Consider the following 25137-nt stretch of genomic DNA (forward strand, 5'->3'; position numbering starts at 1 on the left):
AATGATTAATCTTGGTTTTAATGACGTCTACAGACATTTTTATGAAGATAAAGAAGGATATACATTTTGGGATTATATGAGAGGTGCATGGCAAAAAAATAATGGCATGAGGATAGATCATTTTTTAGTTTCAAATTCCATAATTGATCAAATTAAAGATATTAATATTAATAAAGATCCACGTGGAAGAGAAAAGCCTTCTGATCACACACCAATTGAGATTAATTTAGCTTAAAGATTTAATTTTATTCACTAATTCTTCGTTAATATTTCTTGGACCAATGTCCATTCTATTTTTATGACGTCTTTCTCCAGGTAATCTTACTTCACCCATTGATTTCATTTTTTCAAAAAATTCTTCAGCATGTTTTTGCCAATTAGTACCTGAAGTTTTATCTGGGTTAATGGCTAGTATAAATTCACCGCCACTTGGAGGACCGCCATCATTATTATCTTTGGCAGCAGTTTCAAAACTAAAATTATCTCCAACTAATGCACCTGCCATTAATTCTACCATCATTGCAATTGCAGATCCTTTGTAACCACCAAAGGGTAATAAAACTCCACCATCAGCAATTTCTCCTGGATCAGTTGTTTCTTTACCATCTTTAGTTAAACCAGTACCAAGAGGAACTTTGTGCCCTTCTCTTTTAGCAACTTGAACTTCTCCCATTGCCATTGAAGCAGTTGCCATATCATAAACAACTGGTGTTTTACCTGGACGTGGCCAAGCAAATGAAATTGGGTTTGTTCCAAATAAAGGTTTTATTGCACCAGCAGGTGCTACAGCCGGCTTATAAGATGTACAAGCAAATGCAACCAAACCTTCTTCTGCTAATTTTTCAGTTTCAGGCCACATAGCAGCCATATGATGCGAATTATTTATTGCTAATACAGCAACACCATTTTCTTTTGCGGCTTTTGCTAGTTCAGGCAATCCTTTATTTAAAACAACTGGTGCTAAACAATTATTTCCTTCAACTTTAATTACTGATGGAGATATTTTTTTTACTTCAGGTTTCCCTTTTCCATTTATCTTTCCACTTTTAAGACCAGTCACGTACGCTGGCAATCTAAACAAACCATGTGAGACAGAACCATCTCTTTCGGCATTTCTAATTAAATCTGAAAGAATTGATGCAGTTTCATCATCGCATCCATTAGCTAAAAGTGTTTTTTTAGCTAGTTCAAATATTTCATCTAAAGTTAAAGATACTGTACTCATTATTTTGATTTACATCTTTTGCATAAACCAAAAAATTCTAGATTATATTTGCTGTATTTCATTCCAGATTCATCTGAAAAGTTAGATAAATATTTTGAAAGTTTTGAATTACTTATTTCAGATACATTTTCACAACTTTCACAAATTGAAAAAGCTGTAGCTTTAGAAATTTGACAACTAGAATTCTGACAAGCTATAAAAGCGTTTCTACTTTCGATTTTATGTATCTTTCCGATTTCAACTAACTTATCTAAAGCTCTATATACTTGTAATGGAGCTTTAATTCCTTTTTTTTGGACATTAAAAAGAATTGCATAAGCCTTCATTGGTTCAGCAGATTTATCAATTAGGTCAAAAATTATTTTTTGATTTTTGGATAAAATATATTCTTTTTGCATCTTTTAATTTTTATCAATTACTCATCAGTTTTTCAATTGAATGGATTGCTTTATTTTTAATAAAGATAAAATAAATAAGAACAAAGATGCTGCTATAATTGAAGGACCAGATGCTGTGTTAAACTCAAGTGATGAAAACAAACCAATTATTACAGATAATAGGCCTCCAATTACTGAACAAAATACCATCTTTCGGGGACTATCAGAGATATTTCTTGCCATTGCTGCTGGGATAATAAGCATTCCAGTAATTAACAACAATCCTACCATTTTAATTGAAATTGCAATAATTGCTGCCATTAAAATTGTAAATACAGCTTTAGCACGATCAGGATTTAATCCTTCTGCCTCAGCTAGTTCATAATTAACTGTGGAAGCAAATAAAGGTTTCCATATTAATTTCAAAACTAACAATATAATTGCCCCACCTAGCCAAATTATAATTAAGTCGTTAGTTGTGACAGCTAATATATCACCAAACAACAAACCCATTATATCAAATCTAATGAATGTTAAAAAACCTATTACAACTAATCCTACAGCTAAAGATGAATGGGCTAATAGACCTAGCAAAGCATCCCCTGGAAGATTAGTTTTCTTTTGTAGCTGAATAAGAATTAAAGCAACTGCTGATGAGATTAAAAAAACAGAAAGAGCTATATTTAACTCAAAAGAATAAGCCAATGTAACACCTAATAAAGCTGAATGTGAAAGTGTATCACCAAAATAAGATAACCTTCTCCAGACTACAAAACAACCTAAAGGTCCTGTAACTAATGCAATTCCAATACCAGCAATTAATGCTCTTATAAAAAAATCATCAAACATATTAATTTTTCTTTATATGACCTTCGTCTGAATGAACATGGTCATGATTGTGTTCATAAACAGAGAGAATTTGAGAGGCTTGTTCTCCAAACAGGGTTTTATATTCATTATTTCTTGCAACATCTAAAGGTGATCCAGAACAACATACATGGCCATTTAAACAAACTACGTGATCGGTAGCTGTCATAACAGTATGTAAATCATGAGAAATTAATAAAATTCCACAATTAAGTGTATCTGAGATTTTTTTGATCAATTCATAAAGAGCAATCTCACCAGTATAATCCACACCTTGTACAGGCTCATCAAGGACTAACAATTCAGGTTTTTTTGAAATAGCTCTGGCAATTAAAACTCTTTGGAATTCACCTCCAGACAAATTCCCTAAATTTTTATTTTTTAAATGAATGACACCTGTCAAATTCAATGCTTCGTCTATTGCATCATCATTAATATTTTCTGTTAAAAGCATAAAATCATAAACACGGAGAGGCAATGTCCAATCTATAGATATTTTTTGAGGAACATATCCAATCTTGTTAGTATATTTCTCAACATTCCCTTCTATATTTTTATAAATCCCTAAGGCAATTTTTGCAGTTGTACTTTTTCCTGATCCGTTAGGACCAATTAAAGTTACAATTTTTCCTTTTTCAACTTTTAACGAAACGCCTTCTACCAGCCACTTTCCATTTTGTCGAAAGCCTGCATTATTTAGTTGAACTAAAGTTTTGTTATTAGAGTTCATATATTCCTTGACTTGTAAATGTTATATTATTACATAATGTTATAATATAACAACTAATAAATAATAACTTATGATAAATTTAAAAAAATTACCTATTATTCTCACATTATTATCTTTTTTAACCACATTTACATCAGCAAATGCTGAAATTAAAGTAGTAGCTTCAATCAAGCCAATTCATTCATTAGTAAGTTACCTTATGGATGGGATTGGAAAACCAGATCTTATAGTAGATGGTTATGCGTCTCCACACGGATTTGCAATGAAACCTTCTCATGCAAAAATGCTTCAAAATGCTGATCTAATTTTTTGGGTAGGTAAAGATTTAGAAAATTTTTTAGAAAAACCACTAAGCTCGATTGCAAAAAAAGCAGAAAAAATTGAGTTAATTGAAATCAAAGGATTACAGGTATTAAAATTTAGAGAAAGAAATATTTTTGATGAACATGATCATGAGCACGGCCATGACGATCATGGTAAAAAAGAAGATGATCACGACGACCATGGACATGATGACCACAGTAAAAAGAAAGATGATCACGACCATGACGATCATGGTAAGAAAGAAGATGATCATGACCACGATCATGATGATCATGGCAAAAAAGAAGACGATCATGACGACCACGGACATGACGATCATGATGGACATGCACATGGTGAATTTGATCCACACATTTGGTTGGACCCAATTAATGCAAAAGCTATGTTAAAAGAAATGACAGAACATTTAATTGAAAATGATCCTAAAAACGAAGCTAAATATAAAAGTAATTTAGCTAAAGCTTTACAAGAAATCGATAAACTTACAATTGATGTAATGACAGATTTAAGCAACAGTGTTTCTTCAATTGTATTCCATGACGCTTATCAATATTTTGAGAAAAGATTTAATGTAAATATATTAGGTGCCTTTACTGTTAATACAGATGTAATGCCTGGAGCTGAACAACTTGCTAAAATTAGAGAAATTATCGAGCATGATAAAGTGGCTTGTGTATTCTCAGAACCTCAATTTAATCCTGATATCATTAAAGCTGTTGCAAAAGACATGAATATTAAAACCGGTGTAGTTGATCCATTAGGAGCGACTTTAGACCCAGGTAAAGAATTATATTTCAATTTAATTAGAAATATGTCTGCATCTTTCAAAGGTTGTTAATTAAAAATTAGGTTAATCCGGGAATTTTTTTAAATTCTCGGATTAACAAATAATTATTACTGTTATTTAACTTTACAATAATCATTGTATTTTTTTTAAAGAAGATTTATTTTCTTTCATAATCTGACTTTATGAATGATCTAAATTTATTTAAAAAAAATGGTTTTCTTGTTAAAGAAAATCTAATTTCTCAATCAAAGATTAATAAAATTAATAAAGTTGTTAATGAAGTAATTTCGAAAGAAAAAAAAAGAAAAAAAGGTAATGGTGGAAATGGGACCCAGTCCTATGATAATTACCATTTTGTCTACAATTCAAGTTCTTCAAAAAATAAAGAAATTTTAAGACTAAATAATCCTCAGAACAGGCATAAAGTTTTCTATGAATTATCTAGAGATAAAAGGATTATATCTATAGCTAAAAAATTATTAGGTGGAACAGTTAGATTTCATCTAGGTAAATTAAATTTTAAACTGCCAAATAAGAAAAAAGGTAGTGAAATTGGATGGCATCAAGATTGGGCTTTTTACCCTCATACAAACGATGACTTAATTACGGTTGGTATATATTTAGATGATTGTTACGAGAAAAATGGGCCACTTAAGATAATAAAGAATTCACACAAAAAGAAATTGTACAGCCACCACAGCAAAGAAAATTATTTTGTTGGAAAAATAGATACTAAGAAAGATAAAATAGGAACTAAAAATAGTGTTTCTATAACTGGGACTGCAGGAACGGTAGTATTTTTTCATTGTAGATCAGTTCATGGGTCTGGACACAATCAAATGAATAACTCAAGACCCTTAATTTTATTTGGATATAGAGCTTGTGACGCGTGGCCATTAATCAATGATGGAAACCCTCATCCTGAGGTTAATTTAGATAATTATGACAAAAATATTATTGTAGGAAATAAATCAATAAAACCAAGATTGACTAAAGTTCCAACCATAATCCCGCTGCCTAAGAAGAAACACTACGTTTCCATCTATGAACTTCAAAAAAATTAAATAACATAAAAGTCTATTGTAACAAATCTTTAACATAACATTCATATAAGTTTTGAATGTCATTTTTAAAAAAATATCTCAAATGGATCAGTACACTCTTAGTGTTAACTGGTATTTTACTTACAAATCTTAATATTTACCCGCTGAATATATATTTTCATGGGCTTGGTGTTGTTGGGTGGACAATTTCAGGATTACTATTAAAGGATAAGGCCATTTTAACAAATTTTGGATTACAAATTCCGTTATTTGTAATCGGTATTTATAAAATTATTTTTTAATGAAAAATATTTTATTTGTATGCACAGGAAATTCAGCAAGAAGCATTATAGCTGAGAGTATTATCAATAATGAATACTCAAATAAATTTAAAGCTTTTAGTGCTGGTAGTAATCCTTCTGGAACAATTAATATTGATGTTAGAAGTTTTTTAGAGAAAAATAAAAATTATGATCTAACTAATTATAGTTCTAAGAACTTTGAAGAGTTTATAAATAATGAAATAAAAATGGATCATGTAATAACAGTATGCAATAACGCTAATAATGAGGTATGTCCTATTTGGCCTGATAAAAACCAAATTATTCATTGGGATATAGATGATCCAGTAACAAAACTTAAGAATGCAAATGATGAAGAAAAGCAAATAATCATTAGAAACACTTTCAATTTTATAAGTAATAAAATTAAAGAATGGCTACATGAAAAATAAAGATAGATATTTTCTTTCAGAATTTATTGGAAGTTGTTTTCTAGTAATGATCATAGTTGGATCAGGTTTAATGGCAGAAAATCTTACCGATGATACAGCTGTAATGTTAATTGCAAATACTATAGCAACTGGAGCTGGATTGTTTGTGTTAATAACTGTTTTTGCGGATGTATCTGGAGCTCATTTCAATCCATTTGTAAGTATTGCTATGACAATTACAGGAAAGTTAAAAAAACGTCTTCTACCCTTTTATATTTCAGCTCAGATCCTTGGATGTTTGTTGGGTGTAGCTTTAGCTAATTTCTTTTTTGAACATCAAATTTTTGAATTATCGACAAAATCAAGAGATGGTATCTATATTTTTGTATCAGAAATTGTTGCTACATTAGGACTAATAATCATTATTTTTGGATCCATGAAGTCAGGTAAAATTACCGTAGCTGCATCTGTTGGGTTATATATTACAGCTGGTTATTGGTTTACTTCATCAACATCTTTTGCGAATCCTGCTGTTGCAATAGCAAGAACATTCACAGAGTCGTTTACTGGTATAAGTTATTTAAACACTCCTTTTTATATAGCTGCTGAATTGATTGGTATGTTGATTGCTATATATTTGGTAAAAAAGATTTTCTTAAATAAGTGAATAACCAGAAGATCTAACTGTTCTAATTAATTCTTTTTTATTTTTTAAGTTAACTGATTGCCTTAATCTTCTAATGTGAACATCTATAGTTCTGCTTCCGACATTTACATTATTTGGCCAAACACTGTCTAGTATTTGATCTCGAGAATAAACTCTTTTAGGATTTGTTAAAAAAAACTCTAATAACCTAAACTCAGTTGGCCCAAGTTTAATTTCTTGACCGTCTCTAAAAACTCTTTTTTCAATTCTATCTAACATTAAGTCATCAAACTTTAAATTATCTGATACAGTATTTGGATTAGATCTTCTTAAAACTGCTTTAATTCTCGCCATTAGCTCATTGAAACTGAAAGGTTTAGTTAAATAATCATCTACCCCACTATCTAACCCTTTAATTTTATCTTCTTCTTCACCTTTGGCAGTTAACATGATCACAGGTAAATTTTTAAAACTATTGTCTTTTCTAATATTTTTGCAAATTTCAATACCTGAGAGATCAGGTAACATCCAATCTAATAAAAGTAAATCTGGCTGAAATTTTTTTAATTCCTTTAAACCATCATTGCCATTCAATGACGATGAAACTAAAAAACCATTTTTTTCTAAATTATGTTGAACTAATTGAATTATTGAAGGTTCGTCCTCAATAATAAATATTTTGCCATTCATTTTATTGCTGAATAACTTTACCTTTTGGTCTGCTTCCTTTTAGATACTCGCCTTTAATTAAATAACAAATCGACTCAGCAATATTTGTTATATGATCTCCAGCTCTTTCAAGATTTTTTGTTGCGAAAATTAAATGTGTTGAAAAGTCTAAATTCTTTTTATCTTTAGAGAGAAAATCAATTACACTTTCCATCGCAATATAAGTAAGGTCATCTACTTGCTCGTCTTTTTCCCACACTTCTTTTGCCTTATCATAGTTTTTATTAACGTAACTATCTAGCACATCGTTTAACTGCTTTATAACTAATTCACCTAATCTTTTTAAATTACCTAAAAGTTCTTCAGGTAAATCTAATGGAAGAGGTTTAACTTTCTTTGCATTACTTTTAGACAAATCTCCAATTCTTTCTAAATCTTGGGATATTTTTAATGAGCTAATTGTTTCTCTTAAATCAATTGCCATTGGCGCTCTCTTTACCAACAATGTCATTATTTGAGTATCAATTTTAGATCTGAATTTATTTATTTCATCATCACTTTTAATAATTTTATCGATTGAATCTTTATCAACTTTAATTACCGCATCCATTGAATCAACTAATTGAGACTCGGTTAGACTTCCCATTTTTATAACAGAGTCTATTAAGTACCTTAATTCTTCTTCATAAGATTTTACTGTGTGTTCATTGCTCATAATTTATCCAAATCTACCTGTAATATAGTCTTGTGTCATTTTATTGTCAGGATTTTTAAAAATTTTCTCAGTTTTGCCTACTTCGATTAATTTACCAAGGTGAAAAAACCCTGTTTTCTGCGAAACTCTAACTGCCTGTGCCATTGAATGCGTCACAATTACAATAGTGTAAGTTTTTTTTAGTTCATCAATTAATTCTTCAATTTTTGCCGTTGCAATAGGATCTAGAGCAGAACAAGGTTCGTCCATTAATATAACTTCAGGATTAACAGAAATTGCTCTAGCAATACAAAGACGTTGTTGTTGACCACCAGAAAGACCAGTTCCAGGTTCATCGAGTCTATCTTTGACTTCTTCCCACAATGCAGCTTTCTTTAAACTATTTTCCACGATTTCATCTAATTCACTTTTAGTTTCACCTTTTCCATGAATTTTTGGACCATAAGAAATATTATCATATATGCTTTTTGGAAATGGGTTTGGTTTTTGAAAAACCATTCCTACTCTTTCTCTTAAAGATACTACATCTAAATTTTTATCGTTGATTTCAACACCATCTATTTCAATATTTCCAGATACTTTACAAATATCGATTACATCGTTCATGCGGTTAATACATCTGATGAAAGTAGATTTTCCACATCCAGATGGCCCAATTAAAGCAGTAACTTCTTTTTCGTTTAAATCTAAATTCACATCAAACAAAGCTTGTTTTTCTCCATAATAGACATTTAGATTTTTAGATTTTATTTTTACATTATTCATTAGTTCCATCTTTTCTCAAATTTTTGTCTTAAGTATACTGCTAAAAAATTCATTACAATCAAAAAACTTAATAACATCATAATAGTGGCTGATGTTTTTTCAACAAATCCTCTCTCAGCAGACTCTGACCATAAATAGACTTGTACAGGTAAAGACGAAGAAGGATCAATTGGTGTTGATGGAATATCAACAACAAAAGCTACCATTCCTATCAAAATTAATGGAGCTGTTTCTCCTAATGCTTGTGCTAATCCTATTATAGTTCCTGAAAGTGTACCAGGTAATGCTAAAGGAACTACATGGTGAAATACAGATTGAAACTTAGAGGCACCAACAGCCAATGCACCCTCTCTTATTGATGGTGGTACAGCTTTTAATGATGCTCTACATGGTATGATTATTCTAGGCAAAGTCATGAGTGCTAATGTAATTCCAGCTACTAATGGTGTTGATCTAGGTAATTGAATTGTTGCTAATAATATTTGTAGTGCTAATAAGCCATAAACTATTGACGGCACAGCAGCTAAATTATTAATATTAATTTCAATAAAATCTGTGATTTTATTTTTTGGTGCAAACTCTTCTAAATATATTGATGCTAACACTGCAACAGGAAATGCTAACAATAAGCAAATAATTATACTATAGAATGATCCAATTAGAGCACCACCTATACCAGCAAGTTCAGGATCACGTGAGTCTCCATTTTTAAAGAAATAATTATTAAAATTTTTAATAATTTTTTTATTTTCAACTAAATTATCATAAATGATTAATTGAAAATCTGAAATTCTTCTTCTATCTTCAGGCAAATCTCTTGGATAATTTCCTTTATGAAGTTGATCAATATCATCAGATGCGGTTATTTCTAAATTTATTTTTTTTCCAATTAGATTGTTATTTTCTAAAAAGGCTCTTTTAATCTCGATTTCTGCATCTGTTGTGAATAAATCAATTAACTGATTTTCTTGATCTAAATCTTGAGCTGGAAATACTTTTAAAAGACTTTCAATTGTAATGTCATAGAAATCAGCTTCTAAAATTTGATCCTCAGTGGCACCATTTTTAATTTCTAATAACTCTTGATCAAAGAAAACCTCTACATTTATAGCCGTTTTCATAAATGCTGAGCTACCTTTTGAAAAAATATTATGCACTAAGATTAATACAAATAATAAAGCAACAAAAATTGATGCTAGACCATAAAACCTAAATCTTTTTTCAGCACTATGTCTTTTTTTTAATCTTTCTTCTTTAGTCATACTTCTCACGATATTTTTTAACTGCTCTTTGAGCTATATAATTAAGAACAAGTGTGGCTATAAATAATGTTAAACCTAAAGCAAAAGCAGATTGAGTTTTTGGACTGTCAAATTCTTGGTCTCCAACTAAGATCATTACTATTTGTGTAGTTATAGTTGTTGTAGACTCTAAAGGATTAATTGTGAGATTTGCAGCAAGACCAGCTGCCATCACAACTATCATGGTTTCTCCTATAGCTCTCGAGACAGCTAACAAAACAGAACCAATAATTCCAGGTAATGCCGCAGGTATAACTACTTTTTTTATCGTTTCTGATTTAGTGGCTCCTACCGCATATGATCCATCTCTTAATGATTGAGGAACAGAGTTTATTACGTCGTCTGATAGTGATGAAACATATGGAATAATCATTATACCCATAATTAATCCAGCTGCTAAAGCACTCTCTGACGAAACAGTTAATCCTAAATTTTCTCCAATTTGTCTAAAGAAGGGTCCAACTGTTAAAGCTGCAAAAAAACCATAAACAACAGTTGGAATACCAGCTAAGATTTCAATAATTGGTTTTGAAATTCTTCTGATTTTTACTGATGCATATTCGGCCATGTAAATTCCAGAAAACAGTCCAATTGGGACAGCAACAAGCATTGCGATGAAAGCAATAAAGGAAGTGCCGGCTATTAATGGAATAAATCCAAATGCATCTTTTAATTCATCATATTCTGCAGCAGTGATAGCAGAAGCATCACTAACAAAAGCTCTTTGAGGACTCCAATTTGTTCCAAACAAATAATCAAAAATATTGATTACAGAAAAGAATTTTATACTTTCAAAGAGAAGAGAAAATATTATTCCTAAAGTTGTTAAAATTGCAATTAATGATGATGCAAATAATAATCCTTTTAAAATAACCTCGACATCATCTCTTGCTTTATTGTTATTTTTTATTTTTTTTAACGAATAAATTACTGATGCAATAACGATACCAAAAATTAATACTATTTTGGAATTAGTAAAAAGATTTATAAATTTTGCGTAGGAAAGTGCACTTTCTTTTAAAATAGTATCTATATCTCCAAAATAAGTTCCAGCATATATAGCTTTAATTTTTTCATAAATTAAGTTAGCTTCATTTTTATCATTAAAAATAGCTCCTTGATTAGCAGCAGTTTCAATAATAATTGATTTAATAATTACTGGTTCAAATAGTGTCCAAATTAAAAGAAATACCAATGAAGGTATAGAACACCATAGAACTAAATAATACCCATAAAATTTTGGTAGAGCATTTAATTTTATATTTTTCTCAATTGAAATACTTTTAGTTTTTGATCTACCGTAGAAAAATAATGATAATGAAAATATTGTTATTAAAAAGATTAATACGAAATTCATTCGCTCAGATTGATATCTTTTAAATGTTACAATTTTGTTACAAATTAAAGCCTTGATTGAAATAAAAAAAAAGGCCAGTAAATACCGGCCTTTTTTTTGGGGATAAGTTTAAATTTATTTAATATTAATTGTATTTAGATCCAAAGCTGCAGTTCTAGTTACCTTGTACTTATCAGAAGCTAGTGGAACTAATCCAATTTTCGCTAAATAACCTCTGTTACCCATAGATTTTTTAGAGGTAAATTCTTTTAAATATTCCTCAATACCTGGAACTACACCAATATGAGCTTTTTTAACGTAAAAGAATAATGGTCTAGCAATTGGATATGAATAATCTTGAATACCTTCTAAAGATGGTTGCACACCTTCAATTGAGGCAGCTTTAACCTTATCTTTATTAGCAACTAGATAACTATAACCAAAGAAACCATAAGCGTCTGGGTTTGAAGTTAGTTTTTGAACAATTAAAGTGTCATTTTCACCAGCTTCAACTGCATAACCATCTTCTCTCATTTTAGCACATTCTTTTTTTGCTTTTTTACCTGCAGCGTCATAAAGTGATTTTGCAGTTTTTGTGCATCCTTTACCCATAACTAAAGAATTCCACGCATCTCTAGTTCCTGATGTTGGGGGCGCTATTAAAATTTCAATTTTTTTGTTTGGAAGACTTGCATCTATATCACTCCATTTTTTGTATGGATTTTCAACAAGTTTACCATCAACATCAACTTTAGCAGCTAAAGCTCTCCACAATTGCTCTTTTGTAAAATCTGCATCTGGAGCACTCACTGCATGTGCAAATGAAATTCCATCATTACCTACTACAATTTCAATAATTTCAGAAACTCCATTTTTTTCACATAATGCTTTTTCTTTTGGCTTAATTGCTCTTGAAGCATTTGTTACATCTGGATGATTAACACCAACTCCAGCGCAGAATAATTTCATTCCACCACCAGTACCTGTACTTTCAATAACTGGAGTTTTAAATTTTCCACTTTTACCGAATTTTTCAGCAACAACTGTTGCATATGGGTAAACAGTTGATGACCCTACAATTTTGATTTGGTCTCTTGAGTAACTATTTGTTGTAAAACTTAATACTAAAAGAAATCCAAATATTATGCTTATTATTTTATTCATAATTCTCCTTTTTAGATTCATAATTCGGTTTTAATAAAATTGATTCTTAAATATTTTATTAAAGGAAGGTTAAACTTTTGTTACAATGACTAACTTTTTAGTTGAATTACAAAGAATTAAACTTGATATCTATTGTGGTTCCTTCATTTTCAACACTATTAATGTCCATCTCAGCTCTATGTTGTGAGACTAAATGTTTTACAATAGCTAAACCAAGACCTGTACCACCTACACTTCGGCTTTTGCTTGGATCAACTGTAAAAAATCTTTCAGTGATTCTATGTATAGACTCTTTTGGAATACCTATTCCCTGATCTGCTACTGAAACAGTATTAAACTCACCATCTTTTTTAGCAGTGATTGTAATTTCTTTATTTTTATCACTGTACTTGATTGAATTATCGATAAGATTAGTAAAAATTTCTATTAATTTATCCCTATCACCAATTATTTTAAAATTATCAGTTTTGTTAAATTTAATACTAATATTATTTTTACTAATTATTTTTTCGTAAGTTTTAATAACATAATCAATTAGTTCTATAAGATCTATTTCATGCGTTGGTCGTATATGTTCCTGTAATTCAATTTTAGATAATGATAATAAATCTCTGATTAAATTTTCCATTCTCTCAGATTGAGAGCTCATTACTGGTAATAAATTTGTTACTTCAGAATTCTTTTTTAAATCCGAATTATTTTCAAATGTTTCAAGTCCCATTTTAATGGATTGTAGAGGTGTTCTTAGCTCATGTGATACGTTAGCCACAAAATCAGATTTTAATTGTTGGAATTTATGGAATTCAGTTAAATCCCTTATAAATAAGACACAGCTCAATTCATCAAAAAATAGATTATTCTGATCAAGGTAAATTGTTATATTTAATCTTTGAACAGCTTGATTTCTAATTTCAATTTCAAGATCTGAAATATTGTTACCATCAAATGATTTATCAATTGAACTTAAAAGATCAGGGTTTCTAAGAAATCCACTTATATTCTCATCTAATTTTATCTGAAATAATTTATTCGCAGAGTTGTTGCTAAAAAGAATTTTCTTACCTTTATCTAAAATTATTATTCCTTCAGGAATATAATTTAATAAATCATAAATATTTTTTCTATAGTCTTTATTTTCTACAATTTTTATTTGATCATTATTATCTTTAGTTTCAGTTTTAATACCTAATACTTTTTCTTTTTTTAATAACAGGTAAGTAAGAAGAACAATTATTACTAATAAAATTATTGTTAATAACTCCATTACTTCACTCTACCATAAACATCTTGATATCTAACAATATCACTTTCTTTTAAAATTGAGCCAACTTGAGCTTCGATAATTTTTACAGGTTTTTTTCCTGAGTTTTGAACTCTATGGATTGCTTCTAATGGAATGAATATGTGTTCACCTGGCTTTTTAATTATAATATCTTTATTCAGAGTTATTTTAGCATTGCCTTGTGTAACTAACCAATGTTCAGCTCGGTGATGGTGTTTTTGTAAACTTAAGATGCCTTTTGGTTTTACGTATAGTTCTTTTATTAAAAACTCTTTTCCTTCAAAAAGATTGGTGTATCTGCCCCATGGACGGTAATACACATTTTTTTTCTTAATATATTTATTTTTATTTTTGTCATACATCTTTAAAATCTCTTTCCAACTACCAAGATCTGACCAAAGAATGTCTAATTTGATAGCGTTAATTTGTTTGGTTTTTTCAAGAATTGCATAATCAAAAGATTTTGCGGTTGCTTTTATAAATGAAGCTTTGTTTAGATAATATGTATTAGCCTTATATTTTGATTTATTAACTGCATTTAAACAATTTCTATAAGTTTTGGGCTGATATTTTTTAAAGTTATTAATAATAGAATCTTTTCTAAGATAAAACATTCCAGAATTCCAATAGCCCTTATTTTTTATAATTTGTTTTGCTTTAGCTTCTTTTGGTTTTTCAATAAATCTAGTTACTTTATTAATATTACCTTTGATTTTTTTAGTTAAAAAATAACCATATTCACTAGATGGTGAGTTTGGTTTTATCCCAAATATAAATATATTTTGATCAGTTAAGTTCTTTTTGTTTTTATTAATAGCCGTATTAAAAATACTCATCTTTTCAATTAAATGGTCTGCTGAAAAAAACATTAAAGGTTGATCGTTTGGAATGTCTTTAATCAAAGCCGTACTTAATATCGCTGGTGCAGTATTTCTTTTTGCTGGTTCTAGAACAATTTTGTACTTATTTATTTTGTGCTTTCTAAGATGTTGTTTTATTTGTTTAAGATATTTTTTATTTGTACTAATAACTGGCGCATCAAATATTGATGCTTTTGTCCTCTCGAGTGTTTTTCCAAGTAAAGTCCAATTACCAAAATCAATAAACTGTTTTGCTTGATGATTTTTAGAATTTGGCCAAAGTCGAGTTCCAGCTCCTCCACATAAAATAACTGGACGAATTTTCATTAAATCTCTGAATAATCCTTAACTTCTTTTTTCTTACCTGGATGTGTTGGTGCACCTAAATATGCTGGTCCAACTGTTTGTGCATATTTCCATAAAGTACCTGATCCAAAATCTGATTTTCTAGCTTTCCATTTTCTTTTTCTTGCAGCTAGTTCTTTTTTAGAAAGTCTTACGTTTATCGTTCCTTTTTTAGCATCGATATCAATGATATCTCCTGTACGTAAAAGGCCTATAGGACCCCCTAGAGCGGCCTCAGGGCCCACGTGACCCACACAAAAGCCTCTTGTAGCACCAGAGAACCTACCATCAGTAATAAGGGCTACTTTCTCACCTTTACCCTGACCGTAAATTGCACCTGTTGTCGATAACATTTCTCTCATACCAGGACCTCCAACTGGTCCTTCGTATCTAATTATAATTACATCACCATCATTATACTTTCTGCTTTGAACAGCTTTCATTGCACTTTCCTCATTATCAAAGCATCTTGCTTTTCCAGTAAACTGCAATTTTTTAAGTCCAGCAACTTTAACAATTGCACCTTCTGGTGCTAAGTTTCCTTTTAATCCAACCACACCTCCTGTTGGTGATAATGGATTTTTATAAGATCTCATTACTTTTTGTTTTGGATTAAATTTAATTCCTTTTAAATTTTCCTTCATAGTTTTTCCAGTAACCGTCATGCAATCTCCATGAATATATCCACCTTCATATAAAGTTTTTAATAACATTGGAACACCACCTGCTAACCACATATCTTTTGCAACATATTTTCCACCTGGTTTTAAATCTGCAAGATAAGGTGTTCTCTTAAAAATTTTAGCAACATCCATTAAATCAAATTTAATTCCTGCTTCATTTGCAATAGCTGGTAAATGTAAACCTGCATTAGTAGATCCACCAGTTGCAGCAACTACTGTTGCAGCATTTTCTAAAGCTTTTTTAGTTACAATATCTCTTGGTTTAATTCCTTTTTTCAGAAGGTTCATAACCATTTTACCACTAGCTTTTGCGTATTTATCTCTTTCTTCATAAGGAGCCGGTGTTCCAGCTGAATAAGGTAACGCTAATCCAATAGCTTCTGACACACATGCCATTGTATTTGCTGTAAATTGTCCTCCACAAGCACCTGCACTTGGACAAGCAACTAATTCTAATTTTCGTAATTCTGCAGCAGACATTTGGCCTGAAGAATGTTTTCCAACTGCCTCAAATACATCAACTACTGTAACGTCTTTGCCTTTGTATCTACCTGGAAGAATTGATCCACCATATATAAATACACTTGGCACATTTAATCTAACCATAGACATCATTAGACCTGGTAAAGATTTATCACATCCTGCAATACCAACTAAAGCATCATAACAATGACCTCTAACAGTCAGTTCAGCTGAGTCAGCAATTACTTCTCTAGATATCAATGAAGACTTCATTCCTTCGTGACCCATTGCGATACCATCAGTAACGGTAATTGTGCAAAATTCTCTCGGAGTTCCGCCATTAGCTCTAACTCCTTTTTTAACTGATTGAGCTTGTCTCATTAGGGCAATGTTGCAAGGAGCTGCCTCATTCCATGTAGAAACGACACCAACAAAGGGTTTTGCTACATCTTTCTCAGTTTCTCCCATAGCATAATAAAACGATCTATGTGGAGCTCTGTCTGCTCCTAATGATGTGTGTCTGCTTGGAAGTTTCTTTTTGTTAAATTTAGCCATTATATACCCTTTATTGTTACTGATATTTTCTCAATATCATTCTTTAAATTATTATAATTATTTTTTTCTTGTTCAACAATCTCTTTTGGAGCACGGTCTACAAAACTTTTGTTCTCTAATCTTTGAGATATTTTATTCATCTCTTGCTCCAATCTACTTTGTTTATTTGTTAAATTTTCTTTAATTAATTTTAAATCAACATCCTTATCAAAATAAATCTTAAACAAATCCCCAGAAACAACCATTGTAGCAGCTGGTTTATCTAAATCCTTATCTAATATGCTGTTTATTCTTCCTAGTTTTTTTAAAATAATTTCATTTGTATTAATAAAATCTTTTTGATTTTTATTAATATTGCTTATTGAGACATCAATAAATGAGCCTGGGCTTACATTTAACTCATTTTTAAATGATCTAATCTCTGAAATAATATTGATGATATTTTCAACTTGTTCGGTGCTACTATCCCTATTTATTTCACCTGATAACCAATTTTTAAGCATTAAATAATCACTACCGTCATTATCAAATTTGTTCTTAAGCCAAATTTCTTCAGTAACAAAAGGAGTAAAAGGATGTAACAAAATCAAAATTTGTTTGAATACAAAAGATGATACCTTTTTAACCTCTGCTTTAGACTTTTCATCTTCCGAAAATAGTATTGTTTTAGATAGTTCTAAATACCAATCACAATAAGAATGCCATGCAAATTGATAGGCATTTTTAGCAGCTTCATCAAATCTATAATCCTCAAGGTTTTTTTCTATCTTATTTTTAGTTTCAACAAGTTCAGAATAAATCCATTTGTTAATATTTACATTTAAACTAGGAGCTTTATCTATATCTTTAAAATCACATTCGTTAGTAATTAAAAAATTATTTGCATTCCATAATTTATTTAAAAAATTTCTATAGCCTTTTACTCGATCCTCGGAAAGCTTTACGTCTGTGCCCGGTGATGCCATTGATAACAAAGTAAATCTAAGTGCATCTGCGCTATATTTTTCAATTAAATCTAAAGGATCAATTACATTTCCTTTCGATTTAGACATTTTTTGTCCCTTCTCATCTCTAACCAATGCATGAACATAAATATCTTTAAATGGTTCTTTATTTAAAAATTCAGTACCAAACATAATCATTCTAGCTACCCAAAAAAATATAATATCAAAACCTGTAACTAATACTGACGTTGGATAAAATTTATCTACATATTTATTATCATCAGGCCAACCAAGTGTTGCAAAAGGCCATAGGCCAGATGAAAACCAAGTATCTAAAACATCTGGATCTCGATTTAATTCAACATCTTTGCCATAATGTTTTTTAGCTTGTTGTTTTGCATCATCTTCATTTTCAGCAACAAAGATTTTTTCATCAGGACCATACCATGCGGGTATTTGATGGCCCCACCAAAGCTGTCTTGAAATACACCATGGTTCAATATTATTCATCCATTGGAAATAAGTTTTTGACCAATTCTCAGGAAAGAAATTTGTTTTCTTTGTATTAACTACTTCTTTTGCTTTAACTGATAATTTACCAGCATCAGCAAACCATTGTTCTGTTAAGAAAGGTTCGATTATTGAATTAGATCTATCTCCATAAGGAACTTTGTTTTTAATATTTTCTTCTTTTACAAAAAATTCTTTTTCTTTAAGTTCTTTTAAAATTCTTTTTCTAGCTTCAAACCTATCAAGGCCCACATAATGTTCTGGAGCATTTTCATTTATTTTACCAGCTTCAGTAAAAATATTTATTATTTCAAGATTATTTCTTTGACCAACATCATAGTCATTAAAATCATGTGCAGGAGTTATTTTTAATGCTCCTGTTCCTTGCTCAGGATCTGCATAATCATCCTCAATAATTTTTATTTTTCTTCCAACAATTGGAATGGTAACTGTTTTTCCAACAAAGGATTTAAATCGCTCGTCTTTTGGATTTACAGCTATAGCTGTATCACCAAGCATAGTTTCAGGTCTTGTTGTTGCAATTGTAATAAATTCTTCAGTCCCATCTATTGGATATCTGATGTAATAAATTTTAGAATTTACCTCTCTTTGATCTACTTCTAGGTCTGAAATAGCTGTTTTTAAAACTGTATCCCAGTTAACTAATTTCTTATCTTTATAAATTAGACCTTTTTTATATAGATCAACAAAAACCTTAATTACTGATTTGGATAAATTCTCATCCATAGTGAAGGCATTTCTTGACCAATCACAAGAGCAACCAAGTTTTTTTAATTGATTAATAATTATATCTCCATATTGCTCTTTCCACTCCCAAACCTTTTCGATGAATTTTTCTCTACCAATTTCATTTTTATCAATTTTTTCACAAGTTAATTTTTTTTCTACTAAAGCTTGAGTAGCTATACCAGCGTGGTCTGTACCAGGTTGCCATAGAGTTTCAAAATTATTCATCCTATGATAACGGACTAATAAATCTTGAATAGAATTGTTAAGGGCATGCCCCATATGTAAACTACCAGTTACATTTGGTGGTGGTATTACAATTGAGAATTTTTTTGAATTTTCTTTAGGTTTAAAAAGACCATTTTTTTCCCAATAAGAATAAATTCTATTTTCTACATCAGAATGTATATATTTATCGCTACTCATTGATGTTAAAGTTTATAATTTAATAATCTAAATTAACAATAATCAATTTGGATCGTTATTTAATAGACTAATAGAAAAAATTTAATATAAAAAGGCATCTGTAGCTATTAGCTAAAAATAAGATGGCAACGTGGCGGAATGGTTACGCAGAGGATTGCAAATCCTTGTATCCCGGTTCGATTCCGGGCGTTGCCTCCAAAAAAAATCTTGTTTTAGTTACAAAAAAAAGTAAGTTGGCTTTTTACATTCCTCGGTAGCTCAGTTGGTAGAGCAGTTGACTGTTAATCAATTGGTCGCAGGTTCGAGTCCTGCCCGAGGAGCCAAAAATCAAATTAAATAAATAAGTTATTTCTTAAATTAAAATCTAGGGTCTTAATTAAAACTTTAATTAAACTGCTTTTGAAATTCCAGATCCTGAAATTTGTAAAGATTTATTAAATTTTAATTTTTGATCAGCATTAAGTTCTGAATATAATTTTACTAAAAAATTATAATTAACATTCATGTGACCTTCTTGTGATTTTTCTAAATTCACTAAATATTCCGAAAAATCTTCAAAGAAATAATTAATTGGCACTTTTAAATAATTTGCAAGTTGAAGTAATCTTATTGAACTTACACCGTTAGTCCCTTTTTCATATTTTTGAATTTGTTGAAATGTTACATTGATTGCTTTTGCTACTTTAGTTTGTGTTAAACCTAAAGCTAATCTTCTTAGCTTAAGCTTATTGCCTAAGTGTTTATTGAAATTATCTTCCATTAAGACCCCTCTTAATTAAATTTTATAAATACTATTGAACCTATTTATTAAAGTTACTGCAATAGAAAAATTTATTTTTTTTTGTAAGAAATTTATAATAATTAAAATACTGTCAAGCATTAGTTGAATGCAAAATGAACATATTTCGATTGATTTAATCTAAATTTATTGCTTCAAAATTATATATTTTTATAGAATTTGACTTAAAAACAGCTTTGTTCTATCGCTCTTTGGATTAGCAAAAAACTCTTTAGTATCTGCTTTTTCTACTATCATTCCTTCATCCATAAAGATCATTTTATCTGCTACTTCTTTAGCAAATCCCATTTCATGAGTAACAACTATCATTGTCATACCTTGGTTTGCTAGATTTACCATTACATCTAGAACTTCCTTAATCATTTCAGGATCCAGGGCTGATGTAGGTTCGTCAAACAACATAATTTTAGGTTCCATGCAAAGAGCTCTAGCTATAGCAACCCTTTGTTGTTGACCTCCAGATAATTGTCCAGGAAATTTTTGTGCTTGATCAAGAATTTGAACTCTTTCTAAATGTTTTAAAGCTAATTCTTCAGCTTCTTTTTTTGGCATTTTTTTTACCCAAATTGGTGCAAGTGTACAATTATCTACAATAGATAAATGAGGGAATAAATTAAACTGTTGGAATACCATTCCAACTTCTGCTCTAATTTGTTCGATATTTTTTGTGTCTTCAGTAAGAATATTTCCATCAACAATAATATCGCCTTGCTGATGTTCTTCTAATCTATTTATACATCTAATTAATGTAGATTTACCTGATCCTGATGGACCACAAACAACGATTTTCTCTTTTGGTTTAACTTCTAAATTAATATCTTTTAAAACTTGAAAATCCCCAAACCATTTATTTACATTTTTTATTTGAATAATACTGTCAGACATAGTTTATCGCTCTGTTTTATATTTCTGTTCAAGATTATAGCTATACTTACTCATTGCATAACAAATAATCCAGAAAATTATTGCAGCAAAAACATAGCCTTCCATAGCAAAACCTAACCACTCTGGATTAGTTTTTGCTAAATTTAACATTCCTACTATTTCAAGTAAGCCAACTACAAAAATTAGAGGAGTATCTTTAACTAAAGCCAAAAATGTATTAGCAATGCCAGGTATTACTAACTTTAAAGCTTGGGGAAGAATTACAAAAATATGCATTTTCCAATATCCCATTCCAAGTGATTTTGCAGCCTCATATTGACCACGTGGCAATGCTTGTAAACCACCTCTAATAACTTCTGCAACATATGCAGCTTCAAATAAAGAAATTGCTATTATTGCTCTAACTAATTTATCAATAAAAAAATCTTCAGGTAAAAACATTGGAAACATCACAGCTGACATGAACAACACTGTAATTAAAGGAACACCTCTCCAAAACTCTATAAATCCGATTGATATGTACCTTATTAAAGGAAAATCAGATCTTCTACCTAATGCAAAAGCCATTCCAATAGGAAAACAGAAAATTAAACAGAAAAATGAAATTATAAATGTAAGTGACAATCCACCCCAAGCTCCAGTTTCAACCCAATTTAATCCATCAAGTTTTCCTAACTCAATTAATTCTTCGTAAAAAATGAAATATTTTAAAGCAATATAAAGAGTGATTGGTACAAATATAAAATAATAAAATTTAAATCTACCTGGGATAAAAAAACCAATAATAATTGAAATTACAGCAGCAATTATTCCATAAGAAAAGTCAAAAAATACTGGGCCACCTGATATGAAAAAGAAAATAAATAGAAATGCTATAAACGGATAAATTACAACATAATAAAGAGTTAAGTATTTTTTAAATTTCTCAGTCGCAAAATATCCTACTGAACCTAAAAGAGCTAACGCTATGAAGGATAAATTTATTCTCCATTGCTCAGCATTAGGATACATTCCATACATAAATCTTCTAAACCAAACTTTAATATAGGTCCAACAAGCTCCAGTGCCTGAACAGACATCTTTACTATCTCCTGCAAAACTTGCATCAACTACAAACCAACTTAATATTGGTGGTGTTGCTTTAATAATTATAAAAATAATTAATAAAGATAAAACTGCATTAAAATTGTTTGTATTAATATTTTTATTTACTTGATCTAGAAACTTATAACCACTGTGTTCAATTCTTACAAAATGCAACCCAACAAATCCTAATATAATTGGAATTACAAAGCTTAATGATGAAGGTAAAAATCCAGTGATATTTAAACTAAAGAATGAATTAAGAAAAACATCGATAACACTAATAACAAATAAAAATGAACCCAAATACAAAAAGGTATTTAAATTTTCCTTATCAGGTTTCAAAAAGTTAATTTTTGACATTTATTTTTCCTTAATTGCAATTTTTTTGTTGTACCAATTCATAAGAATTGAAATTGAAATGCTTAAGCTTAAATAAGTAAGCATTGTTATTGAAACTATTTCAATCGCTTTACCAGTTTGCATCAATGCTGTACCAGCAAAAACTAATACTAAATCAGGATAAGCAATAGCAGCAGCTAAAGATGAATTTTTAGTCAAATTCAAATATTGATTAGTTGTTGGAGGAATAATAATTCTTAATGCTTGTGGCATTACTACTAATTTTAAGACTTGATTAGGATTTAACCCAATTGATGCAGCGGCTTCTTTTTGACCTTTACCTACACCTTGTATTCCTGCTCTAACACATTCAGCAATGAAAGTTGCTGTATATAAAGCTAGTGATAAAGTTAAAGCTATTAATTCAGGGGGTAAACTTAAACCACCTTCATAAATAAATGATGTTGTTGCTAATTGTTTTAATTGAGGTATTTCAAAAGATAAACTTACACCTCCTATTAAAAAGCTTAGCAAAGGTAATATAAAAATTAAACCTACTGATATCCAAAAAACTGGTAGCTGCTTACCTTGTGTTTCTTGAACTTTTCTTGCGTGAATTCTGATTACAACTATTGCAATTATTGCTGCAATTATTGAATATAAAAATACATTAAGATTTTCCCAGATGAATGCTGGGACATATAAACCTTTAATAGTTAAGAAAAAAACACCTAACATTGCATCTGCATCTTGTGGCAGAGGTAAAGCTCTTAAGGCAGCAAAATACCAAAAAAATATTTGTAAAAGTAGTGGTATATTTCTAAAAAATTCTACATAAAAAGCTGCGAATTGATTTATTAAATAATTTGGCGAGAGTCTTGCTACACCAACTATAACACCTAAAATTGTTGCAAAAATAATTCCTATTACTGAAACTAAAATAGTATTGAGCAAACCAACTAGGTAAGCTCTAAAGTATGAATGGGATCCATCATATTCAATAAGAGAAAACTGTACATCAAATGACGATTCTTGAGAGAGAAATCCATATCCAAAATCAATACCTCTGTTCTCCATATTGATTTGCGCGTTATATGTAAAAAATCCAAAAACTAATACTACAACTAAAACGGTAATTAATTGGGGAATGATTTTTTGTAATTTCAGGTCCATTTGAACGCTTATAAAAAAAAGGGCTAGAAAAATCTAGCCCTTTTTAATTAGTTAAATATGCAATTATCTTGCAGGTGGTACGTAAAGAATTCCACCTTTAGTCCATAATTCATTTGGACCTCTATCAGGTAAAATTCCAGTGTCAGCTATATTTCTTTTGTAGCTTTCACCATAGTTACCAACTTGCTTAATAATTCTTAAGCTCCACTCATTGTCTAGACCAAAAGCAGCACCTAATTCACCTTCAGCACCAACTAATCTTTTTACAGCTGGGTTATCTGAAGTTTTCATTGAGTCTGCATTTGCAGAAGTAATTCCATACTCTTCTGCTTCGATCATAGCATTTAAAGACCATCTAACGATATCTTCCCAAACAGAGTCACCTTGTCTTACAACTGGTCCTAAAGGCTCTTTAGAAACAGTTTCAGGTAATACAATGTGATCATCTGGGTTAGACATTTTAGTTCTTTGTGCAGCTAAACCTGATTTATCAGTAGTGTAAGTATCACATCTACCAGCATCATAAGCAGCTACGACTTCATCAGCTTTTTCGAAAGCAACTGGCTCATAAGAAATTCCTTTAGAGTTAAAGAAGTCTCTCATGTTTAACTCAGTTGTTGTACCAATGTTTGTACATGCTGAGATACCATCTTTGAATTGGCTTGTAGAAGTAATACCAGAACTTTTTCTAACCATGAAACCTTGACCATCGTAGAAGTTTACTCCAACGAAAGTAAGTCCGATATCAGCATCTCTAGAAAGAGTCCAAGTTGTGTTTCTTGATAAGATATCAATCTCACCAGAAGTTAAAGCTGTAAATCTTTCTTTAGCACTTAATGGTGTAAACTTAACTTTGTTTGCATCACCTAGTACTGCAGCAGCTACCGCTCTACATACATCAACGTCAATACCAGTCCAATTTCCTGCAGCGTCAGCATTAGAAAATCCTGGAAGACCTTGAGATACTCCACATCTTACAAAACCCTTCTTTTGAGTGTTTTTAAGTGTTTTAGATTTTTTAGCAGCCATAGTTTCTGTTGTAAAAGTAAACAACACTGCAACCATAGCAACTAAAGAAGTTAATTGTTTTAAGTATTTAAACATTATTCTTCCTTTATGTTATTTTTATTTGTTAACAAATAATTCAAAATTACTTTTGAATATTCTTAATTTAAGCATGTAAGAAAATAGTGTTCAAGAAAAAATAATATATTAATTTGATTTAATTCAAATTCTCGTCAAGCAAAATTATATATGATTAATGCGTTAAAACTAAGAAATGGCGCGCCCTGAAGGATTCGAACCTACGACCCTCGGTTTAGAAAACCGATGCTCTATCCAGCTGAGCTAAGGGCGCAAAATTTATTGATATATATAATA

The 25137-nt window shown here is 30.3% G+C and carries 25 protein-coding genes and 3 tRNA genes; 8 read left to right on the forward strand and 20 right to left on the reverse strand.

Annotated elements, in window-relative coordinates; genetic code table 11:
- Window positions 1-235 (forward strand): endonuclease/exonuclease/phosphatase family protein (locus ACTTBL_RS04675; protein WP_440643829.1); only part of this gene is annotated, 235 nt, incomplete at its 5' end.
- On the opposite strand, the gene ACTTBL_RS04680 is transcribed toward ACTTBL_RS04675, so the two are convergent.
- From ACTTBL_RS04680 to ACTTBL_RS04695, 4 genes are read right to left on the reverse strand one after another with little or no spacing between them, the layout of a single operon-like run.
- Complete coding sequence (locus tag ACTTBL_RS04680; protein WP_023853839.1) at window positions 227-1225, reverse strand: Ldh family oxidoreductase; 999 nt, start codon at window positions 1223-1225, stop codon at window positions 227-229. The genes ACTTBL_RS04675 and ACTTBL_RS04680 overlap by 9 nt on opposite strands.
- Complete coding sequence (locus tag ACTTBL_RS04685) at window positions 1225-1623, reverse strand: Fur family transcriptional regulator (RefSeq protein ID WP_440643830.1); 399 nt, start codon at window positions 1621-1623, stop codon at window positions 1225-1227. The genes ACTTBL_RS04680 and ACTTBL_RS04685 overlap by 1 nt, the downstream gene beginning before the upstream one ends.
- A gap of 24 nt (window positions 1624-1647) precedes the next feature.
- The gene (locus ACTTBL_RS04690; protein ID WP_440643831.1) at window positions 1648-2451 is read right to left on the reverse strand and encodes a metal ABC transporter permease; all 804 of its coding nucleotides are present in this window, start codon (window positions 2449-2451) and stop codon (window positions 1648-1650) included.
- A gap of 1 nt (window position 2452) precedes the next feature.
- Complete coding sequence (locus ACTTBL_RS04695) at window positions 2453-3199, reverse strand: ATP-binding cassette domain-containing protein (RefSeq protein WP_440643832.1); 747 nt, start codon at window positions 3197-3199, stop codon at window positions 2453-2455.
- A gap of 70 nt (window positions 3200-3269) precedes the next feature.
- Between ACTTBL_RS04695 and ACTTBL_RS04700 the strand changes: the two genes are divergently transcribed.
- The 5 genes from ACTTBL_RS04700 to ACTTBL_RS04720 all read left to right on the forward strand — a co-directional run bounded on the left by ACTTBL_RS04700 (window position 3270) and on the right by ACTTBL_RS04720 (window position 6732).
- Window positions 3270-4361, forward strand: a complete 1092-nt coding sequence (locus tag ACTTBL_RS04700) for a zinc ABC transporter substrate-binding protein (RefSeq protein ID WP_440643833.1) — start codon at window positions 3270-3272, stop codon at window positions 4359-4361.
- A 131-nt stretch (window positions 4362-4492) separates the two neighbouring features.
- On the forward strand, window positions 4493-5374 hold the full coding sequence (locus ACTTBL_RS04705) for a phytanoyl-CoA dioxygenase family protein (protein WP_023853844.1): 882 nt from the start codon (window positions 4493-4495) through the stop codon (window positions 5372-5374).
- Window positions 5375-5430: 56 nt separating this feature from the next.
- Window positions 5431-5655, forward strand: coding sequence for a DUF6552 family protein (locus tag ACTTBL_RS04710; RefSeq protein WP_023853845.1), 225 nt, complete (start codon window positions 5431-5433; stop codon window positions 5653-5655).
- Window positions 5655-6086 (forward strand): arsenate reductase ArsC, encoded by a 432-nt coding sequence (locus ACTTBL_RS04715; protein WP_023853846.1) that lies wholly within the window; start codon window positions 5655-5657, stop codon window positions 6084-6086. The genes ACTTBL_RS04710 and ACTTBL_RS04715 overlap by 1 nt, the downstream gene beginning before the upstream one ends.
- Window positions 6076-6732, forward strand: a complete 657-nt coding sequence (locus ACTTBL_RS04720; protein ID WP_023853847.1) for an aquaporin — start codon at window positions 6076-6078, stop codon at window positions 6730-6732. The genes ACTTBL_RS04715 and ACTTBL_RS04720 overlap by 11 nt, the downstream gene beginning before the upstream one ends.
- Here the strand turns inward: ACTTBL_RS04720 and phoB are convergent.
- The 10 genes from phoB to ACTTBL_RS04770 all read right to left on the reverse strand — a co-directional run bounded on the left by phoB (window position 6721) and on the right by ACTTBL_RS04770 (window position 19475).
- Window positions 6721-7401: a phosphate regulon transcriptional regulator PhoB gene (phoB, locus tag ACTTBL_RS04725; protein WP_440643834.1), complete on the reverse strand. Its 681-nt coding sequence runs from the start codon at window positions 7399-7401 to the stop codon at window positions 6721-6723. The two genes, ACTTBL_RS04720 and phoB, sit on opposite strands and share 12 nt — an antisense overlap.
- A 1-nt stretch (window position 7402) precedes the next feature.
- The gene (gene phoU, locus ACTTBL_RS04730; RefSeq protein ID WP_023853849.1) at window positions 7403-8095 is read right to left on the reverse strand and encodes a phosphate signaling complex protein PhoU; all 693 of its coding nucleotides are present in this window, start codon (window positions 8093-8095) and stop codon (window positions 7403-7405) included.
- 3 nt (window positions 8096-8098) lie between these two features.
- Window positions 8099-8860, reverse strand: coding sequence for a phosphate ABC transporter ATP-binding protein PstB (gene pstB, locus ACTTBL_RS04735; protein WP_023853850.1), 762 nt, complete (start codon window positions 8858-8860; stop codon window positions 8099-8101).
- On the reverse strand, window positions 8860-10122 hold the full coding sequence (pstA, locus tag ACTTBL_RS04740; protein ID WP_023853851.1) for a phosphate ABC transporter permease PstA: 1263 nt from the start codon (window positions 10120-10122) through the stop codon (window positions 8860-8862). Before pstA ends, pstB begins: the two co-directional genes overlap by 1 nt.
- Complete coding sequence (gene pstC, locus ACTTBL_RS04745) at window positions 10115-11518, reverse strand: phosphate ABC transporter permease subunit PstC (protein ID WP_023853852.1); 1404 nt, start codon at window positions 11516-11518, stop codon at window positions 10115-10117. Before pstC ends, pstA begins: the two co-directional genes overlap by 8 nt.
- 114 nt (window positions 11519-11632) lie before the next feature.
- Complete coding sequence (locus tag ACTTBL_RS04750) at window positions 11633-12661, reverse strand: substrate-binding domain-containing protein (protein ID WP_440643835.1); 1029 nt, start codon at window positions 12659-12661, stop codon at window positions 11633-11635.
- Window positions 12662-12767: 106 nt separating this feature from the next.
- Window positions 12768-13925, reverse strand: coding sequence for an ATP-binding protein (locus tag ACTTBL_RS04755; RefSeq protein WP_440643836.1), 1158 nt, complete (start codon window positions 13923-13925; stop codon window positions 12768-12770).
- The gene (locus tag ACTTBL_RS04760; protein ID WP_440643837.1) at window positions 13925-15130 is read right to left on the reverse strand and encodes a sugar phosphate nucleotidyltransferase; all 1206 of its coding nucleotides are present in this window, start codon (window positions 15128-15130) and stop codon (window positions 13925-13927) included. Before ACTTBL_RS04760 ends, ACTTBL_RS04755 begins: the two co-directional genes overlap by 1 nt.
- The gene (gene ilvD / locus ACTTBL_RS04765; protein ID WP_440643838.1) at window positions 15130-16848 is read right to left on the reverse strand and encodes a dihydroxy-acid dehydratase; all 1719 of its coding nucleotides are present in this window, start codon (window positions 16846-16848) and stop codon (window positions 15130-15132) included. The genes ACTTBL_RS04760 and ilvD overlap by 1 nt, the downstream gene beginning before the upstream one ends.
- The gene (locus tag ACTTBL_RS04770) at window positions 16848-19475 is read right to left on the reverse strand and encodes a valine--tRNA ligase (protein ID WP_440643839.1); all 2628 of its coding nucleotides are present in this window, start codon (window positions 19473-19475) and stop codon (window positions 16848-16850) included. Before ACTTBL_RS04770 ends, ilvD begins: the two co-directional genes overlap by 1 nt.
- A 124-nt stretch (window positions 19476-19599) precedes the next feature.
- Here ACTTBL_RS04770 and ACTTBL_RS04775 point away from each other — a divergent pair.
- Together ACTTBL_RS04775 and ACTTBL_RS04780 are read left to right on the forward strand one after the other, a co-directional pair.
- Window positions 19600-19673, forward strand: a tRNA-Cys gene (locus ACTTBL_RS04775).
- Between the two features lie 49 nt (window positions 19674-19722).
- Window positions 19723-19798, forward strand: a tRNA-Asn gene (locus tag ACTTBL_RS04780).
- Between the two features lie 65 nt (window positions 19799-19863).
- Here the strand turns inward: ACTTBL_RS04780 and ACTTBL_RS04785 are convergent.
- The 6 genes from ACTTBL_RS04785 to ACTTBL_RS04810 form a co-directional block, all read right to left on the reverse strand.
- On the reverse strand, window positions 19864-20235 hold the full coding sequence (locus tag ACTTBL_RS04785; RefSeq protein WP_075504160.1) for a helix-turn-helix domain-containing protein: 372 nt from the start codon (window positions 20233-20235) through the stop codon (window positions 19864-19866).
- Between the two features lie 189 nt (window positions 20236-20424).
- A complete protein-coding gene (locus ACTTBL_RS04790) occupies window positions 20425-21159 on the reverse strand; it encodes an amino acid ABC transporter ATP-binding protein (RefSeq protein WP_440643840.1) in 735 nt (244 codons plus the stop codon).
- Between the two features lie 3 nt (window positions 21160-21162).
- On the reverse strand, window positions 21163-22605 hold the full coding sequence (locus ACTTBL_RS04795) for an amino acid ABC transporter permease (RefSeq protein ID WP_440643841.1): 1443 nt from the start codon (window positions 22603-22605) through the stop codon (window positions 21163-21165).
- Entirely contained in the window at window positions 22606-23751 is a 1146-nt protein-coding gene (locus tag ACTTBL_RS04800) for an amino acid ABC transporter permease (protein ID WP_440643861.1), read from the reverse strand.
- Between the two features lie 69 nt (window positions 23752-23820).
- The gene (locus tag ACTTBL_RS04805; protein WP_023853870.1) at window positions 23821-24861 is read right to left on the reverse strand and encodes an amino acid ABC transporter substrate-binding protein; all 1041 of its coding nucleotides are present in this window, start codon (window positions 24859-24861) and stop codon (window positions 23821-23823) included.
- Window positions 24862-25037: 176 nt separating this feature from the next.
- A tRNA-Arg gene (locus ACTTBL_RS04810) sits at window positions 25038-25114 on the reverse strand.
- Window positions 25115-25137 lie beyond the last annotated feature (23 nt).

Source organism: Candidatus Pelagibacter sp. HIMB123 (genome assembly GCF_052048195.1).
Lineage (GTDB): Bacteria > Pseudomonadota > Alphaproteobacteria > Pelagibacterales > Pelagibacteraceae > Pelagibacter.